At 34.1% G+C, this 19,078-nt stretch carries 18 protein-coding genes; 13 read left to right on the top strand and 5 right to left on the bottom strand.

Annotation, left to right across the window (positions count from 1 at the left end; genetic code table 11):
• Positions 1 to 134: 134 nt before the first annotated feature.
• Complete coding sequence (locus L3081_RS01765; RefSeq protein WP_242282999.1) at positions 135 to 857, bottom strand: MOSC domain-containing protein; 723 nt, start codon at positions 855 to 857, stop codon at positions 135 to 137.
• Positions 858 to 969: 112 nt separating this feature from the next.
• On the opposite strand from L3081_RS01765, the gene L3081_RS01770 reads away from it, so the two are divergent.
• On the top strand, positions 970 to 1,131 hold the full coding sequence (locus L3081_RS01770; RefSeq protein WP_242283001.1) for a hypothetical protein: 162 nt from the start codon (positions 970 to 972) through the stop codon (positions 1,129 to 1,131).
• Positions 1,132 to 1,218: 87 nt separating this feature from the next.
• Here L3081_RS01770 and L3081_RS01775 read toward each other — a convergent pair whose 3' ends face one another.
• From L3081_RS01775 to L3081_RS01785, 3 genes are all read right to left on the bottom strand, one after another.
• Positions 1,219 to 2,571, bottom strand: coding sequence for a YncE family protein (locus L3081_RS01775; RefSeq protein ID WP_242283002.1), 1,353 nt, complete (start codon positions 2,569 to 2,571; stop codon positions 1,219 to 1,221).
• Positions 2,572 to 2,821: 250 nt separating this feature from the next.
• A complete protein-coding gene (locus tag L3081_RS01780) occupies positions 2,822 to 3,265 on the bottom strand; it encodes a glutamine amidotransferase-related protein (RefSeq protein ID WP_242283003.1) in 444 nt (147 codons plus the stop codon).
• A 276-nt stretch (positions 3,266 to 3,541) separates the two neighbouring features.
• Complete coding sequence (locus L3081_RS01785; RefSeq protein WP_242283004.1) at positions 3,542 to 4,507, bottom strand: flavin reductase family protein; 966 nt, start codon at positions 4,505 to 4,507, stop codon at positions 3,542 to 3,544.
• A gap of 358 nt (positions 4,508 to 4,865) precedes the next feature.
• Here L3081_RS01785 and L3081_RS01790 point away from each other — a divergent pair, with 358 nt between their 5' ends.
• From L3081_RS01790 to L3081_RS01840, 11 genes are all read left to right on the top strand, one after another.
• Entirely contained in the window at positions 4,866 to 5,789 is a 924-nt protein-coding gene (locus L3081_RS01790; protein WP_242283005.1) for a diiron oxygenase, read from the top strand.
• 443 nt (positions 5,790 to 6,232) lie between these two features.
• Positions 6,233 to 6,766, top strand: coding sequence for a MarR family winged helix-turn-helix transcriptional regulator (locus L3081_RS01795; RefSeq protein WP_242283007.1), 534 nt, complete (start codon positions 6,233 to 6,235; stop codon positions 6,764 to 6,766).
• Positions 6,767 to 7,253: 487 nt separating this feature from the next.
• A complete protein-coding gene (locus L3081_RS01800) occupies positions 7,254 to 7,538 on the top strand; it encodes a DUF2024 family protein (RefSeq protein ID WP_242283009.1) in 285 nt (94 codons plus the stop codon).
• The gene (locus L3081_RS01805) at positions 7,519 to 7,782 is read left to right on the top strand and encodes a Rho-binding antiterminator (protein WP_242283011.1); all 264 of its coding nucleotides are present in this window, start codon (positions 7,519 to 7,521) and stop codon (positions 7,780 to 7,782) included. The genes L3081_RS01800 and L3081_RS01805 overlap by 20 nt, the downstream gene beginning before the upstream one ends.
• A gap of 135 nt (positions 7,783 to 7,917) precedes the next feature.
• The gene (locus L3081_RS01810) at positions 7,918 to 8,739 is read left to right on the top strand and encodes a TnsD family Tn7-like transposition protein (protein ID WP_242283012.1); all 822 of its coding nucleotides are present in this window, start codon (positions 7,918 to 7,920) and stop codon (positions 8,737 to 8,739) included.
• Entirely contained in the window at positions 8,739 to 10,340 is a 1,602-nt protein-coding gene (locus L3081_RS01815) for a Tn7-like element transposition protein TnsE (RefSeq protein ID WP_242283014.1), read from the top strand. Before L3081_RS01810 ends, L3081_RS01815 begins: the two co-directional genes overlap by 1 nt.
• A 119-nt stretch (positions 10,341 to 10,459) precedes the next feature.
• Positions 10,460 to 11,806, top strand: coding sequence for a site-specific DNA-methyltransferase (locus L3081_RS01820; RefSeq protein WP_242283016.1), 1,347 nt, complete (start codon positions 10,460 to 10,462; stop codon positions 11,804 to 11,806).
• Between the two features lies 1 nt (position 11,807).
• Positions 11,808 to 12,146 carry an ATP-binding protein gene (locus L3081_RS01825; RefSeq protein ID WP_242283018.1) on the top strand — a complete coding sequence of 113 codons (339 nt, stop codon included), beginning with the start codon at positions 11,808 to 11,810 and terminating at the stop codon, positions 12,144 to 12,146.
• Positions 12,143 to 14,302, top strand: a complete 2,160-nt coding sequence (locus L3081_RS27825) for an ATP-binding protein (protein ID WP_242283020.1) — start codon at positions 12,143 to 12,145, stop codon at positions 14,300 to 14,302. The genes L3081_RS01825 and L3081_RS27825 overlap by 4 nt, the downstream gene beginning before the upstream one ends.
• Complete coding sequence (locus L3081_RS01835) at positions 14,302 to 15,009, top strand: hypothetical protein (protein WP_242283021.1); 708 nt, start codon at positions 14,302 to 14,304, stop codon at positions 15,007 to 15,009. Before L3081_RS27825 ends, L3081_RS01835 begins: the two co-directional genes overlap by 1 nt.
• A gap of 17 nt (positions 15,010 to 15,026) precedes the next feature.
• Positions 15,027 to 16,007 (top strand): hypothetical protein, encoded by a 981-nt coding sequence (locus tag L3081_RS01840; protein ID WP_242283023.1) that lies wholly within the window; start codon positions 15,027 to 15,029, stop codon positions 16,005 to 16,007.
• 169 nt (positions 16,008 to 16,176) lie between these two features.
• On the opposite strand, the gene L3081_RS01845 is transcribed toward L3081_RS01840, so the two are convergent.
• Positions 16,177 to 16,329, bottom strand: coding sequence for a hypothetical protein (locus L3081_RS01845; RefSeq protein ID WP_242283024.1), 153 nt, complete (start codon positions 16,327 to 16,329; stop codon positions 16,177 to 16,179).
• An 85-nt stretch (positions 16,330 to 16,414) separates the two neighbouring features.
• On the opposite strand from L3081_RS01845, the gene L3081_RS01850 reads away from it, so the two are divergent.
• The gene (locus L3081_RS01850) at positions 16,415 to 18,562 is read left to right on the top strand and encodes an ATP-binding protein (protein WP_242283026.1); all 2,148 of its coding nucleotides are present in this window, start codon (positions 16,415 to 16,417) and stop codon (positions 18,560 to 18,562) included.
• Positions 18,563 to 19,078 lie beyond the last annotated feature (516 nt).

A 19,078-nucleotide genomic window follows, 5' to 3' on the forward strand; every position in this document is an offset into this window, starting at 1 on the left:
TTAGGACAAATATCTTCAGAACACGGTTTTATGGCTATAGAAAGCCCTGACAGTTTTATGACTATATAAATTTAAAAAGAGAATACTTATCTTTAGTATACAGGGAAATTAAGAGGGCAAATGTTCGCTAATTTTTATATGACGGTCGGCGGACCGTAGAGGCGATGTTGCCAACTTTCGATATTACCTGTACTAAGCCTTTCAAGTGCTACTTTTCGCCAGTTTTCTGAGAGTAATTGATTATCAGCAATCGCATGAAGTTCTTTCTCATTAAGCATTGTTTTGTACATAGGTGATTCTGCTTTACCGTATAATTCACTAACAATGTTTTTTATACTCATTTGTTGAGGCATTCTTTCAATTAAGAGAATTGAATTACCGGCTTTGATGTAACCAGGTTCTATTACTCGATAAAACCAACCGGTTAGCCCGTTCATTTGCATTAATATTGATGCATTAGGAAGTCCCGATTTCCAATTTAATTTCCAACATGGTTTTCTTGGTTGGGATACTTGCAACAAAGCAGAGCCAATGCGATATATATCGCCGATATAGGTATCACTTTCTTTCATGCCTAGAGACGAAATATTTTCACCAAATAGGGACGGTTGAAATATAGACGCACTTGATTGAATATTAAATAAAGCTAACCAATGTCGATAATTTTCTGCCGGATATTGATGCACTACCCGCTCGATGCCACCATGACGTTCAACATCACCGACACCATCACCAGGCAAACCTGTTCTATCAACATAAAGCGCAGTACTAACGGGAAATTTTTCAATCGCAGTTACACCTTTTATATCTGCTTGATAGCACGGCAATCCGGTATACAGATTAATAATTCTTTGCATGAAATACCTTTTACGATTTATTCTGTTAACTTAGAGATATCAAACGAATACCAATATCATTTAATTATTGCTCATTTGTGCTATTTCAAATATTCCAAGGCGGCTTGCTCTAATGGTCTACATCCCTGTAGAAGCCAATAGAGCACTTGATCTACACCGATATGTACTTAAAGTAACCTGCGCTCTGATTTGTTTTTTATCACAACAAAATCAAAAACTTAATGAAACGAGTAGAATTGATTTTGATATCACTAACCAAGGAAACTTTCCTTAGTGAATATGAATAATAGAGGGCATTAAATAAAGAAAAATTAGTGCCCTTTTATTGATAATAGGACGAGTTTACTCGTCCTATGCAACCTTATCGTATCGCACCTGAAACATAGCCGCCATGTGGCATGGTTAAACCATCTTCAGCACCATAAACTTTTACGATGGTATCTGTTTTTGTATCCAATTTTAAAATATACCGAGAGGCATAACTAGTAATATAGATGAAGCGTTGATTTGCAGTAACACCTAAACCATGAGCGACAGTAAAGTCAGCAGGTAATTCAACCCCAGGCTTCAAGCGTTTGATAAATTTAGGTTCATTTCTATCTGATAAATCATAAATTGAAATAAAGCCATCTTCACCATAAATACCATCAATAGAGTCTTCCTCTGCGATATAGAGTTTGCCCGCAGCTACCGTAAGATCAGACGCTGAACGTAATACACCAGAGCCAAACTCATCGTTTGTACTGTCTAAAATCTTCCACGCTTCACCTTCCCAAGTATCGATCATCCACACACTTGGTGGAATGATACTTACGCCTTCAGGTGTTAATGACGTTGCGCCGAATTGCATCGAAGCCGTTACTGCATAACGCTCGTCGAGCCAAGTATTAAAATGAGTAAAAGCAGCATAAGAATTTTCATCACCTAAGCGTATTTTCTTTTTCAGTTTCAATCCGCCAGTTTTCTTATTAACCTTAAATAAGTCAATATTGTAATTATCATAATAATAACCAGTAGAAATGCCTAAAGTACCTGATTTATTGAAAAATACTCCGTGGCTATTCTCAGTAACACCTTCAATAACAATGGGATCTACCGCCGCAAACTCTTGTGTTTTGGTATCAATAACACGGATTTTGTTATCCGTCCATTGGCTAAAATAAGCGTATTTTGAATAAGGAAGAAGTGTTGGGCCATGTAGCTGCGTCATACCCGGTTGTGTCCAACTCGCGATAGGTTGTTCGTATGATGTTTGCGTTGGAGTGTTGAAGGTTGATAACGTACCTGCATCTTCAGCAAGTAGTGATTTGACTACTTTCAGTTCGGCAAACCCTTCATTCCAGTTATATTTTTTAACCTTTAGGATCACTACTCGAGCAGCAGAATCGGCAGAAGCATCTGTAGTGACATAAATTGTTTTAGCGTCAGAAGAAACCACAACGTGCTGTGGACGTCCTCCTGGCCAACCGGCTAAACAGTCTAAACACTGCTGAAGCATGATGTCGTTGTGTACATTTACAAGAATAAGCTCAGCTTCCATCATATCGACAGCCACCATTACATTTTTCAGTTTAGAAACTTCTGACAAAGGCGCAGCCATGCTCTGAAACTCTAATGGGTAGGTGTTATAGTCTGCGGAAGTAGTTTCTGCCATGCTGTTAGTGGCTAAGATCCCCATAGTCGCCATAACTGACCAAAGTATTGATTTTTTCATAATATTTCCTTATTTTATTGTTAAAGTTAAATTAATTATTTGCTTAGTTTATTTATCAAGTGAGGCCAAGCTAGTTGTTAAGCGACAACTACGTATATCTGACCTTATACTTGTATTCCTTGAGAGTGTTACTCTCAAATATTTTCAATAAAAAACGCGGCACAGTTTGTTGATCTTATGCATAGTTATTTTAGCCTTGTTTAATAAATGTTGATCTATTCTCTAGCGTTATTATTGTGCTCGCGGTTAACTACCACGGTAATTTCTTGAACCAATTTGTCCATATTTTCTGCGCTATCGGTTGTAATGTCCGACCAATTTCAGCATTATCTTGGCGAAGTGAAGTGACACTCACCTTATCTGTTGCTGCTATTTCCGCCGTATGGCCGATAAGCCAACGCTCCATACCAGAGACGGTCACTTCAGGGTGAAATTGTACGGCTAAGCAAAAATCTTCAATGGCAAAAGCTTGATTAGGATAATTATCATTACTGGCTAGTAACGTCGCTGATGATGGCAGATCAAAGGTATCTCCATGCCAATGTAATATTGCTTGTTCACCCAATATCGCCAGAGGATTATTGACCAGGTCATTAAGCGTTAATCGACCCCAACCAATTTCTTTTTGATGACCTGGGTATACCTTTGAGCCCATGGCTCTGGCAATTAATTGCGCACCAAGACAAATACCCAAAGAACGGTTTCTTAGATGTAATACGCTGCTGAATTAAAACTAATTCGTCTGCTATAAAAGGGTAATCTACCTCTTCATAAACTCCGATAGGACCGCCGAGAATGACCAACAGATCACAATCATTAACGCTGCTATCAATGAGATCTTGGCCCGCTTCAACGTAAGTTACCTCGGCCCTCAGTTGATCTAAAACTGGCTGAATATTACCTAGGTCTTCAAAAGCTAAATGACGGATCACGTGTATTTTTTTCATATTTCCTCCTTAGTATGGTACGTTTAAATATCAAGCACGATATCACTGGTTGGTTTACTGCAGCACAGTAAGACCATACCTTTATTCTCCTCAGTAGGTAAAATTCCGCCTAAATCTTGCATATCGACACTACCTGATTGTTTCATTGTCATACAGCTTCCACAGATACCTGAACGACAGGCCGTTTTTATGGATATACCTGCATTCTCAGCGACATCTAATAGTGTTTCTTGGTCATGACAACTTACTTTGATATCTGAATTGGCAAAATAAACTGTGAATTTATTGCTCCCCTGCTCAGTTGGTAACGGTATAATTGGCGCTTGTTGAGGGGAAATAAAAGCTTCTTCGTGATAGTTTGCTAAACCTATCCCCGTGTCTTGTAAATATTCCTTAATCGTCTGCATATAGAGGCTTGGCCCACACGTAAAAACTTCCCGTTTGGCTATATCTCTACACAAGGAGGACAGCCATAAAGCATCCAAGCGACCATATATGCCATTCCAACTTTGCTGTTCGACATTTTCAGGAAAAAAAATAACTGAAAGCCCTTTTATGCTGTAACAAAGTGACTTAAGCTCTTGATATTCAATTATTTGCTCTGGGTTTCGAATACTAAAAATCATAAGGGCATCAACAGAAATCCCTCTATCACGCCATCCACGTAAGGTGGATAAAAATGGCGTAATACCACTACCTGCAGCAAGCAATAACAATTTTTTCTGTTCAAATTCGTCTGGTATAAAACGACCATAGGGGCCGCTAAATTCTATTTGGCTATCGGATTTCAAATGTTCATGGAGCCAATGGGAACCTATACCCTTTAACACTTTTCGTACAGTGATCGAAAAGGTACAGTTATTTTTTGGTGAGCTGCTCAGGGTGTAACTGCGATGAATACTACCTTCATCCGTCGGTAGTGATATGGTAATAAATTGTCCCGCTGAAAAATATAAATTCTCATTAGGTTTGAAGCAGAAAGTTTTCACTCCAAAGAACATCTTGTTTAATGTCTATACAAACAGCGTGTTTATTCATGATGTTATAAAGTCCATTTAGTTTCGATGCGATACTATACATCATAAAAATGGCCAATGTAAATATTTATCTTTTATTTTAATTTATTAAACATAATCATATGCTTGTATTTATATTTATATTTATATTTATATTGTATTGATTCGAAAGCTTATTTAGTGTTTACTGTCCGCGTCGAATTATTACGTTCGTATTTTTCTATTTTTTTAAATGAAATGAGCGCTTCATTAACGAGACTTAACCCGTTAAAAGTCGGTGTGAACAAAGTAGTTATATAAACAAAAATTAATTTAAGAGGATATAATAGTTATGATACATCAAGCAGATAATAATCAGGTCATGAAGGTATTGAATGGTTTAACAAATTTATGGAATGACAGAGCTAAAGTACTTGACGGTGATCCTAGTGTAGACCTTACTTTTGAACCAGAAAAAGACGACTTTAAAGAAAACTTATTACCTTTTCACCAACATGCTGCATGGCTGAGTGCGGATGAAGAAATAAAGCGTAAAGTATTATCGTATGGTTGGATTATTTATAACGAAAAAACCATTCAGATAGAGTCTAAATTAATCGCGCCAGTTTGCGATTTAATCATAGATGCGGAATATCCAGGATCGAGAAATGATGCGATTCAAAATTCGATTAGCCAAGCGTTAGTTGACGAAGGCTTTCATACTTTGATGGCGGTCAAGAGTATTAATATTGTTTACCGTGAACGGGCCCTAAAACGCATTAAAATGCCAAAATTCCAACTTATCCATCAACTAGATAAAATGTTATTAAAATGCCAAAATGATGAGGAGCGTAAGTTGGTAAGACTAGCAGTCGCTTGTGCCTCAGAAACCTTAATCACTGACTATTTAGGGGCATTATCTAAAGAGGACAGATTGCAACCTTTGTGTTATAAAACAGTTGAAGCTCACGTGGCTGATGAATGGAGTCATGCTAGTGTTTTTTCGTATGTCATGGCTGAAATTTTTCAACAGTTATCTCCGGAGCATCAATCGCTTTATATCAATACTCTACCGCAAGCGGTGCAGGCCTTTGGTGACAATGAGTTAGATGTCTGGGAAAGTGTTTTGTCGACCATTAATTTCCCCAACTATCAACAAATAATAACAGATTCTCGGAACGAACAAAGCCAAGGGATCTGTGTAGACGTAAAAGGTATTGCTAAGCTATTGAGTAGCCTTGGCATTGACGAACGCAACATAAAATTAGTGGCTTAAGCTCTGAAAAGACATTAATTGATGACTTAAACTTCGCTGTATAAAATATTGGCAGATTATTTTGAATGTGGCGATAGGAGAATGTCAACAGTAAACGGTATGACACCAGTAATATTGTATGCTCGGAGCTGAAAATTAGCCAAACTCAATCGACAATTATACACAGTTAATGAAAAACAAATTTGCCCACCTAAGTGGACTATGGAACCTCGAAGATTCTTACTAGCGATGAGTCAAAATCTTCGAGGTTTTAACACTTTCCATCATATTTCCATTTTGTTGCATTTACTCCCCATCTTGTTGAGAGTATTAACCTTTATTTGGTTTCACTCAAAGCACGAACACCGAATATGCCATTCAAATATTTACTCATTGTTACAGTTTTGTTATAGTTAAAATAGTTTCGAATAAAAACCAATTAAAGTTTAAGGCTGTAAATTCTCTTGAAAAAAATAAACGGGATATATAATGTATTAGAACGAGTTTGTACATTATTTCGTAATGAAACTCGACTTGCAGGGTTAAAATATGGCTTACAACCCGTTCATCTAGACATATTATTTTATTTATCTCGTTGTAACAAATATAGTAATACGCCTGCAGGTGTCACTGAGTATATTGGAATCACCAAAGGAACCATGTCGCAGTCAATTACACTATTACAATCCAAGAAATTGCTAGAAAAAGTTCAAGACCAAAATGATCGTAGAATAATACACCTTTTGTTAACCAAAAAAGGTGAGGGGGTCACGAAAAAAAGCACTCCACCATCAAGCTTAAAACTAGCTTTAGAAAACTATTCCGCTGAACAGAGAAATATATTACAAACAGAATTAGAGAATATTTTACTATCTTTACAAGGTGGTAATAACAACAGTAGCTTTGGCTTGTGTAATACTTGCACTTTTCATCGACCAATATCAAAGACACACTTTCATTGCGAATTAACGGGTGAAGCCTTAGAAACAGCTTGGTAATTTGATTTGCCGTGAACACATTCCGGCTATATCATCACACCACAATAACCATGTAAAAATTAATAAAAACAATTAAGTAGTCAATTAAAACTGAAAAGTTCTTAATGATAGAATTGAGAATTACACCCTGCTAGTGACCAAAGAATGATATCTTATACTATATCGTTATTTTATACTTTGGCGTTATTAAATAATGGCGGGCAGTATTCCTAAAATAAAGGGGTTTACCTCCAATGACAATTATTGGAGGATCGATTTATTTGGCGCAATCGAACGCTAACCTAATAACCCCTCAAAACCTTGCATTCAAATAATAAGTCCACATATTCTGACACTTCTGTGCACTCACTTAGACTCAAGCATACAGTGACTAATACGTTATAAAGGTCAAGTGACATCCAACGAACACATTTCCTTACCAACTGATATGTTTGGGGCTATTACACCAGTTCCATTAATTAGGTGATCTGAAATAAAAGGATTAAAAATGAACATTCATATTTATGATACCCATGTAAAAACCAATTCAGGTTTGTATTTACATTTTGATGTACTGGTAAATGATGAAAATAAAGCCAATGCACAACAATATGCTGAGGCATATATTGCTAAACAAGGGATTTCCGAACATCAGTTAGTGTTAAATTCATGCCAATTTTGCCATAGTGAAGTTGCTAATCATGATGTTCGAACTACGATAGAACGGGAGGGGCATTATATTTTACAACTCGAACGCATAAATGATGTAAGCGATGAAAAGAGCAATGCTTGACTGTAATATTCATGATTATATAGAGGTAGCTTGCCTATATAAAATTGAAGTTATGCTCACGTTAAAAGACGGTAATATAGTGAAAGGTATTCCCATTATTACTATTACATCAAAAGAAAAGGAAGAATTTTTAACATTCAGAGTAAAGTCGTTAAGCGAAGATATCGATATAAACTTACTCTCTATAAAATTTATGGAAGCCATTTCTTACAATAATTACTTTGCAAGAATTTCATTTATTTAAAGATATAAACAATCTGTTATAAAAGTAAAGCTAATAGGTTTTTTCTTCATATCATGATCGCAGCTTAAACCTTTCCATTCTCCTACTTTTGAGCAATGGAGCTGTTTTTATCGATCTTTATTATTTGAACGTGGATTGAATAATGGTAAACATATTAATTATGATTTATTAAAAGAAATAGTGATTTCAGCTTTTGGAACACAATGGCTTAAAAAATATGATTTATATCCTGAAGGCAGTGAAGTATGTTGGCTTAAAACTATTTTTCGTAAACACAGAAAAGCATTCAGTTACTTAGAACACCTAGTCGTCTGGCATAGCATATTAGGAAGTGGTTGGCAGGTTGCTGATATATTGAAGCAGGTACACTTGCAAACTAAAGGTAATAAATCATTAGCAACACCATTACTTGATGCAACAGAAAAAGACAAGACGAAGTACCGAGGTTTATGGTTAGTCGCGGTAGTTAAAAATGGTATTAATTATGCTCGTAAGTACAAATTCGGCTACGTATATGCTTGGCTTTACCGCCATGATAGAGACTGGTTACTACAAGTTAACAATCAATATAAAGTACCTAATATTACTGAAAATCAGCGTATTGATTGGCATAAACGTGATCGACATTTAGTAAAGCTATTATGCCGAATTAAAAATGATACTGAACTTCAGTTAGATGATCCTCGGCATTCAATGAATTGGTATTTATCAAAACTTTATTGTGGATCAACTGTTGGAAAACATTTGAATGACTTACCGCTTTGTAAATTGTTTTTTATGAAGTTTTGTGAAAATATAGCAGAGTATCAAATAAGAAGAATAACGTGCGCTGCTGTTACTCAACGTTTATCGAATAATACATTACGGCGTTGGCAAATATTAAGGATGTCAGGATTAAGTGAGCAAAGATTAATTTCTCTTGCTGATACTTTTCTACTTAGGATTATACGGATTTAATGGATAAGTTTAGAATAGATGGATTTAGTGATGATTCAGTCATCAATGGTATAGGCTCTTTGTTTAGGAGAACTGACGGTTCTCTCTGGCGGATCAATCTTTCCACTTCCCCTGTAAAAAGTGAGCGTTCGTACCTTACTTTGTCTCAATCCCCCATTATCGTGCGTCAACGGGTTTTAAATTCCAAAACAGAAGTGAGCAAAAAAGGCTACCATAAATCTTTTACTATCAAAGATACTCATGGGCGGCAGGTTGCTAAGGTAAAAGATTGCCAAGTTATTAAACATCATCGTAAAGTTGACGGTGAGCAGTATTGTTTTGTTTTTCCAATAGGTGATGGTACAACTGTTTACTTACCTCAATTTGAATTAGCTAGAGCATTATTTTTACATGATGGCTACTTATCTCGCACGGCTATGACTCCAGATGTATTACAGGCTGAATTTGATGTGATAGTAAATAAGGATATAGGCATAGCAACAATTGATGTAATGCCTAACTGTACTTATAAAATTGATTATTATAATGAACCAAGCTGTAGGAGATTACTTATTTGGATATTGATTAATGATAACGTCCGTCGTTCGTATGAAAGTATTGGCCGTTATCAACTTTTGGAAGGTGAAGAGCTTGGTAAATATAGAGTATGGGATTTCAGGTTCACCCCACCTTCATTGGAAAATACCCGTTTTTCAGTTAAAGGATGGTTTGATCCTGATTTAAACTCAATGTTCGTGCATGAGATCGAGGGACTTGCTGACATACCAATTAACTTGCCTGAAAAAGTACTATTTTCACATCCTAATTTTACTAAAGATGTTAGTGGCAAAGGCAATGGTGGCTATGCCGCAGGAACAGAGCGGCCACTTGAGCATAATATTGATGATGAAGCGAGTGCAAGTGCTGATAACAAGGTCGTAATAATAAAACCTCCTAGCATTGCCATGTCATTTGATAAGGCTGTAGAAACGATAAAAGTAACTCAAAAAAATCGTATTAGCAGAAATGGTCAACAAGATGATGATGCACCTGAAGCGGCTTCTAAAGATGTTAGTACCGATGAAGCGACTACGACGGGTGAGTTACCTAATGCAGATTGGGATAATATAGATGATCAAACTGACGATAGTCATTTGTATTTAAATAAATTTGAAAGCTATTTCAAAATGCTAGATTTACTTAAAGATAATTACGGATGTAAATTAGTAGTTTACTCGTTACGAAAGTTACCTAAGGTTGCTCGTTGTACAAAACATATTCTGGCTACAGATGGTAATCCTAGGTGTTTGTCAGTGTCTTATATCGAAATAAATAATGTTGCGTATTACCTGTTAGAAGTTGACACATCCGATACAAATAAGCCTTTATCTACAAAAGTTATCCATGCATCCACAATCGAGCATATTGATAATTTTATTGAAAATGTTGAAAAACAGTTGCTTAGAGTTTCTATTTCATGGCCTAAAAAGTATTTTGATAATTTTGTTGGAAAGAGTAATCACTTCGGAATCTCTCATCAACAGTCAGATAAGAATGGAAGCTTAACGCAAGAAGATATTAATAACTGGGGTAAACGATTTTATCAAAAATTTGTGTATTGAGTAGTAAAGAAATAATGAATAAGTTATGTACTGGGTGATCACAATCAACCCTGGTGTGTTTACGCTCAAAATGATATTATTTAAACATAAATTGATCTAATAAAATTAATGAGTTAACTATGAATCAACCAATCATTCAAAATGCAGATTTAAATGCAGATAATGCATTGATTCAAAATATAGACGCTTATTCTTTGCAGGATGCATCTTATTGGTCTTTTAAAGGACGCTCTAAAAGAAATCATTGTCATGGATTAATTCAATATCCCGCTATGATGGTTCCTGAAATGCAAGGGGAGTTAATTGACGCTATTCAAAGTGTTGATAAAGAAATAACTACTGTATTTGACCCTTTTGTGGGTTCTGGAACCACTATGGGTGAGTCAATGATGCGTGGGCTTGATTTTGTTGGTCACGATATAAACCCATTAGCCATACTCGCTTGTGAAGTTAAAAGTGGGCCGCTATATGTAAAAAAGCTGAATGAAAAAATAAATGATTTATTGAGTGTTATTGAACAACATAAAGCAAGTGAAGTAGCTGTTAATTTTAAAGGAATTGATAAATGGTTTATAAAAGAGATTCAATTAGAATTAAGTAGTATATATTTAGCTATTAAGGCAGAACCATCAAAGTGGGCTCGTAAGGTTTTTTGGTTGGCATTAAGTAACACTGTTAGATCTACATGTAACTCTAGAAACTCTACGTATAAACTTCATATAAAATCAGAAGAGCAAATTGAAAAAATTGGCTCAGCTAAAAAACTTTTTAAAAAGAACTTATTAAAAAGTTTGAACAATATTAAAGAGCATAAAAAAATGCTCGATGAAAAAGGTTACTTGAAACGTTCAAAAGGAGTTAGCCAAGTAACAATTAAAAATGTAGATGCTAAATTACGTAAAAAATCTGAGCTTAAATATGACTTATTAATTAGTTCACCTCCGTATGGCGATAATTCTACAACGGTTACATATGGCCAATTTTCATATCTTCCACTTCAATGGATAGATTTAGCTGATATCAATGAAAAAATAGACCCATCAATACTCAGTTATCAAAATGCAATTGATAGTTCAAGCCTTGGTGGTTCTTTAAAAGAGTCTAAAGAGAAGCGTTTAAAGTTAATTAATAGATCTCATTCATTAGAAGAATGTATAGAGAAAATAACCAAAGTTAATCCAGAAAATATTAAAAAGTTAATTAGTTTTATTTATGATCTCGATTTGTCATTAGAAAATGCAATAGAAGAATTAAGAGACAATGCCTATATGATTTGGACTTTGGGTAATCGCAGAATTTCAGATATTGAAGTTCCTTTAGATAAAATTATGCGAGAACTATTAGAATCTAGAGGGTGTACTTACGTTTATGAAATTGAAAGAACTATACCTAGTAAGCGTATGGCTTCAAGAAACCAAATAGCGTCAACAATGGGCAAAGAGTCTGTCTTAATAATGCGGAGATAAAATGGACAAGGAAAAGTTAAAATTAAAAATTGATGCTCATGTGATACAGCAACTTGGCGCTGAACTTATAAGTGGACCAGAAATTGCTCTTTTAGAGTTAATTAAAAACTCACATGATGCGGACGCTAGTTTTTGCTACATAGAAGTTGATACTAACCATGTTGAAGTCATTGATCATGTTGAAGTCATTGACGGTAAAGAAGTTAGAACACCTATTACATACAAAGGTAAAATCTCTATCCGAGATGATGGTCACGGTATGGATAGAGAGCGTATAAATAGATCTTGGTTAACTGTTAGTTACTCTGAAAAAAAGAAGCTAAAAAAAATAATACAGTGACCAAAAAATTCAAACGCTCCTTAACTGGTGATAAGGGCCTAGGTAGGCTTGGTTCTATGCAGCTAGGTACAATTTGCAGAATATCAACTCAATCTGAGCGCTCTGAAGACGGTATTTGTGTTTCTTTTTCATGGGATGATTTCATACATGGGAAAACTTTAGAATCTGTTCATGTATCTGAACATAGGGTCGAAGCTAAAAAAGAAACAGGAACAATAATAGAGGCTATTGGTATAAAGAACTTAGCATTTTGGCAAGGAGCCGGAAGTAGCGAGTTTCCTACAAAAATAGCGTCAATGGTGTCTCCTCACGGGCAAATTAGTAAATTTAAAACTTATTACATTCATAATGGACTATCTCTTGAGTTAGAAGCTTTTTCCGATAGATTATTAGAACAAGCATCGAGTATTTTTGATTTTGATTTAAGAGGCGAAATCCTCTCGATCCAAGGTAAAATTGAGCTTCTTCCATTTAGACCTAATACGAACGAACGAAAAGTACTCTTTGATGAATATATAAAATCAGATGGAGGCATTAAATTCTTCAAGTACATAGAAGAACATACCACACTTAAAGACTTCAATTTGAAGATATCTGACGATAAATACTTTTTGGAATTTGAGCACATTATTGAGTTGAGTGAAGTTGATTTAAAATTGAGCCAATTTTTTCATCCAGGTGACTTCGAAAGTAAAATATACAACTTTACTTTAACTAAAGAAGCCCTTGATATCGAAGACTTAAGCTTTAAGAACATAAAAGAGTCAATTAAAAGAATTTCCGGGGAGATTTCTCCATATAGAGATGGCTTTCGTATAGGCTCTAGCAGTAAAGATTGGTTAGGGCTTTCAGATGAAATGACTTCTGGTGCGGCCGCTTATTCATTAAGACCTAGTAATGTTACAGGCTATATAAATTTATCATCAACATACAACAATGGTCTAATTGAAAAGTCAGATCGAGAAAGTTTTGTAGATAATATCGAATACCGAAGTTTCTACCAAATTTGTCAATATGCGCTTGAGCAAATCAATAAATTTTTGAATGGTACTAGAAGACTCTCACTAGCTTATCTAGACGATAAAATTTTAGACGAAGCAGGGAAACCTAAAGGTTATTCTGCCCGAATTGCAACAGTCGAACTCAATAACCTAGTAAAAAAAAGTATTTCATTACAACCGAAAGTAACAAGTAAAATAGATAAAATTAAGACTACGTTTATTGAAAAGAAAAAACAAATTGATGATTCAATTACAAAAAATCAGCAAGATTTGTATAACGATCCTGTTTTAGAAAAAGAGTTATTGTCAATTAAAGAAATGCTTAGTTCGTTGGAAGAAGAAACGAATACCAACCTAGCTAACTATAAAAATTTTAATGATGAACTTGCATCACATGTTCATTCTACTAAAAAAGTTTTAGATGAAATTCAAAGTTACGAAAATCAAATAAAGAATTTTTATGACCATGTGGCAATAGGTTTATCTGCTCAAGCTCTTGCTCATGATGCAAATGAACAAGTTGGAAATATTCGATTCCATCTTGATTCAGCCAAAAAGAGAGTGAATGAACTTGGTATTAAAGATACCGTATTAACAAAAGAATTAAATGGTATTAGGGGGGATTCACAAACACTGTCGAAATCAATTTCTTCGCTTAATCCTCTAGTTAAAGCTCAACGAGAAGTTGTAGAAAAAATTAATATTTCCAACTTTATAAATGACTACTTTGATTTACGAGTTAGTTACTTTGAAAAAAAATTAATATCGATCAAAGTTAACGATAGTAGTAATTCTAAAGTAATTCATTTCAACCGAGGTAAGTTATTTCAAGTTATTGATAACATAGTTAGAAACTCGGAGCATTGGTTATCTGTTTTTAAAGTACATAATCCCAATTATGAATGTAATATAAATATTAACGTAGAAAACAATAAAATTATTATTTGGGATAACGCCAAAGGCATCAGGCCTCCATTAGAAGATGTATTATTTGACATGTTCGCATCAGATAAGGAGTACGGTCAAGGCTTAGGTTTATACATAACTCAAACGTTGCTTAAAGAAAAAAACTGCTCTATTTCATTACTCCAAGAAAGAAATAGTCATGACAGAAGATTTAAATTTGAAATTGATCTGACAGAGGCACTTGTATAATGGATTTACAAATTGACTTTAAAAAAAGCGTCTTTGATGCAATTGGAATAAATGAAATTATTTGGGTTGATGATAGATTTTTAAAAAATGCAGATAAACTTGAGGATGAATATTTTAACGATATCTCGGCTATGTATGAAGTAGATGACTTAGAGGTTATTAAAACCTTGCCTGCCTTCGAAGAAATAGATTGGGGTTTACCTTTTGATGTTCTTAAAGACTCTCTTCCAAAAGATGATGTTACCATCTCGGCTTTTTATAAACATTTAGATAAAGGTGTTCCAGACCTTTCACATTCGCAATTTGATAATTTAATAAAACTACTTAAAGAAGCTTCTGATTCAATGTTGAGTTTATCAAATGCTGACTGGGAGAAAAGTAAAGATGATATCCTTAAAAAGGATGGTACTAAATTATTTTTAGTTGATTTAAATTTCGAGAAAGAAGGTTTACCTGCTGATCATGGCGAAAGTATAGTTTGTGAATTAATGAACCTCGATACTGAAAATTGTTATTTTGTTCTCTTTACAAGTGAAACAAATGTTGGGATTGAAGAAGAAACCGCACGCAAGAGCATAATCGATAAGTTAGATGCTAGTATAGACCACCACCATTTCTCTGTTTTATCTAAAAATATTATTGATGAGGGCGATGGGAAAGTATCATTGGATTTTAAATCAGCTGAATTCTTAAAAGAATTTTCTTAAGAAAGTTAAGCTGTGAAATGGTTGATACTGTAAAAACTACAATATCGACTTCTCTGGATGCGCTGAAAGGGGATCTTAGCCAAAATTCAATATATGAAGTAGATACAGCTATTTTTAATAAGTCTTTAGGTGAAGGTTTATCAGAATTTGATTTATTGCACAGGCTTTTTGCTATTAAGCAAAGAGAAGTTATGCATAAAAATTTAACAGATAATCCTGATCTTATTACTAAATTAAAAAAATTCCGTTCAGTGCAGGGAGCTGTAGCAAATAAAGACGAAGATAAATATATCAAAAAATCAATGATGACTTCTCCTCATTTTATTTCATTAAGGCATAATGAGATGTTCGATTTTTCAATAAATATGATACATAGCCCTTTATCATGTGGAGATGTTTTTGATTTCACGGAAGGCGATGTTGTAAAAAAATATATATTGATTGACCGACTTTGTGATTTGAATGTTCGTGGTAGTACAGGAGTAAGAATTGCAAAAGAAGTATTATTAGTACCGTTTGAAGTAAAAAAGAGAAGCCCAGCTGACTTTAGAGATGATCAAAACCTAGATAAATATTATATGATGCAAAAGGCATCTGATTCAATAAAGAAAGAGTACTATAGGTTTGATTTTAGCGGTGCAATTAATGTTAATTCTCACCTTTTAGATCTAGCTGTTTTTAATGCGAAAGGTGAGTTGAGCTTTACTGTAGGTCAAGAAGATGATGACCTGTTATTTCTTCCTGGATGGATTAAGCGTTTTGCCACATTTAAAGAGTGTGTAATTAGCGGGAACAAATTAAAAGAAAGCCTGCCAATTGAGTATAAGTTATTTACTATGTTTGAGGGTGATAAATTCCCTGTGATAACAACAGAGAAAACTATATCAATCAATGGTAAAAGGGTTAAACAATTGCGCAGTCCATTTATAGAAGAATTAATGTCTAGCTATTATGTTGATTATAAAGCTCGGACTGCATTTGATATCGACTTCTCATAATAAAATCATTTACGATACCTTTACAACCAATGTTTAGGTATCTCTAATTCAAATGAATTAGCAGCATACCTTAGCATGGTAATTATTTCTTTATGTTTCACCCTGTCGTATTTTTTATTAGCTTCCCGTTGTTCAATAAGTTCTTTTAGTAACGGCAGGTTAAACATTTTTAGCTTATGTAGGTTACCCGACTAGCTTGACCAAATAAGTTATAAATTAATTCTGTTCCGTCTCGCTCGCTAGCTAAGCGCTTGTCTCCAGATATCAAAATCTCAGCCTTTTCGGCTTCATCACGATCTTCATAAGTGTTTAATAATACCATTTTAGTTAGTTCTTATTTTTGACGCAATAATATCAAAATTTGAAGAATGAAAGCTAATATTTTTTAATTATTGATTCAGTAACTTGTGAATTTATCAAGTCTCGGTTACATTGATGAAAACTATAATTTTATTGAAAATATGGATGTTTCTTATATGTCGTTTGCGTCACTAAAGTTCGGTGGGAAGTTAATAGAGGAGTTATCCCAAAAAATCCCATCATCATTATTTGCTTTAAATGAGCTTATAAAAAATTCATATGATGCATTTTCTCCTGACGTTACTATTAAAATATCTCCCACAAAGCAAATGATAACAATTTCTGACCGTGGAAACGGTATGGCAACAAATGAGATTAAGTCATTATTTCATATAGCCAAGAGTACAAAAAACTATGGGCATGAAATAGAGCAAGATGGTATCAAAAGATTAACTCAAGGCTCTAAAGGACTCGGCTTTCTTTCTGCATTCAAATTTGGTGACAAAGTTGAATGGGTAACGTGTAGAAATGGAGTTCGCAGCTCGTTCTCTGTAAGGAAGTCTGATTTAGTATCAAAAGAAGATGTTCTTGGAGTTGAAATTCCAATAACGACAGATTCTCATATAGAAGATGGAACAATAATAACAATTCACACAAGCAAAGAAGAAATTGATGAATTGTTATTAGATCTGTCTGATGAAAGAGTATCTGAAAAGCTAGCCGCAACGATAATTGATAAATCGTTTAATATAAATATAGAAATTGAAAATAAGCAAAAAATTGTTTCTACAAATATATTAAAACCTTTCAAGCAAGAAAATGAAGATAGTCAATTATTCTACGTGACATATGACACTTTTACTGAAAAAGTTGAATTTTTCCACAAAGGGCATCTTGTAAAGTCTTTACCATTTTCTATAGAAAGTGCAGATTACGGTATTAGCTTAGAATTAGTTCTTTTCCATTTTCAGAATGGAAAGAATTCAAAAACTGTATCGTATCTTAATCGAAGAGTACATGATGATGCTCTTTATCCACTTGTGTATATTAATAATAATCTATTTAATAACATTGTCATATTTGATCCCGATGTATTAAGAAAGAAAAAATCAGGTGAAACACTCGCTCAAATGATTGGTAGAGTGAGTATCTTAAGTCAAAGTGAAGATCTTGAATTTAACTCAGACAGAACTAACTTTGTAGATAACAATTTAACCAGAAGCTTAACTACAAACCTTAGCCTCCTGAATAAGTTTGTTCAAACAAACGCCGCAGAATTAAAGAAAGAACTAAGGAATAACAAGACAAAAGTACCAACAGGAAAAGCTAGTCCAAATACGGTAACTAAGAAGCCAAAAAGTAAGGCCGCATTAATACACTTAGATAGAAAGAAACCTACTAATTACTATATTCCTTCTGAGCAAATAGAACTTGAAGAGTATATTTTTCAGGTAAAAGACAGTAATGGTGAAGATGTAAAAAAAGATGATGTAGATATTTATGTTGATAATCAAATTTTGATTAGCCGAATATTAGAGTCTGTAGAAAGCCCTTGTGAAATAGGGGTTGTTTATAAGTATGAAGATGAATCTACGGGGCTTGTTTCTACAGATTTATGTCTTTCTTTTGAAAAGCAGCTTTCAATTATTTCAGGAAAAGACCAAGAGAAATCACTATTTACAATACAGTCTGGCTCAGGGTATACCGTTCAACTTGAAACGGTATCAAGTCTTATCTTCGCTATAGATAAGGCTTATTCTACAAGGTCTAGGGAAGATTATTTACCTCTAATAGCATGCTCAATTAGGGCTATTTTTGAAATATCTTCTGATAAACTATTGAAAGAACACAAGCAATTGTTTTCTTCGCTTAATATGTCAAACTTTAGCAAGGCAACTAAAAAAGAGCTTGGAGATGAATTATCTTTAAACGTTATACATATAATTGCTTTACTGAAAAAGAATCCAAAATTAAGAACAAAAATAGCAAAAGTGATAGATATCAGTTACGCGACATTTACCAACATGCTAGATATTAATGTTTTTAAAAGTGCAGTTAAAATCTCCCACGTAGGAGCCCATCAATCGACTAGGTTTTTGTCGAAACCAAAAATAGAAGTTGGTGCTGATATTTGTGGTCATCTTGCGGTGATCTGTGATGTATTGATAAATATTGAAAAGGGTGAATTAAATGCATTAGGGGTTTCTAAAGTAAGAGAGTCAGATCTAAATCAATATTTTGATGTTTCGGTATAGTGATTTTTGGTAATTAACGTCAAATACAAGATTGAGAACCGAACTCATAATAATATAAGTATTGGTTAGTATGATACTTTATTACTCGAAAAGCTGTTGATTTATAAAATCATCCTGAGTCAGTATGAAACTTTATTTTTAAAACCTTGTAAAACCCAACCCAATAATAGGCTCTGTAGGATATTCCAGTATGATACTTTATTACTCTCCTACATTTGCGATTCTGAATAAAGTTGGAATCGCCTCAGTATGAATTAAAGCGACTTACTTTTTTAGTGGTCGCTTTTTTATGTCTGGTTTAAGCATTAAAATGCTGTTTGTTTAGTTTTAACTTATATTAAATATAAATTGGTACTGTAACCACCCCATTAAAAACACATTGCACTAATTATCCACCATACTCTCTCTTATATTCCAATTTCAAATAGCTTAAAAGTCCTTCTAAGCGATCTATATCTTTACAATTAGCATTTGATATTGCAGACATCTTTAATTTGCGTATTGATGATGTGTTTT

This window comes from Colwellia maritima, assembly GCF_022669015.1.
GTDB lineage: Bacteria > Pseudomonadota > Gammaproteobacteria > Enterobacterales > Alteromonadaceae > Colwellia > Colwellia maritima.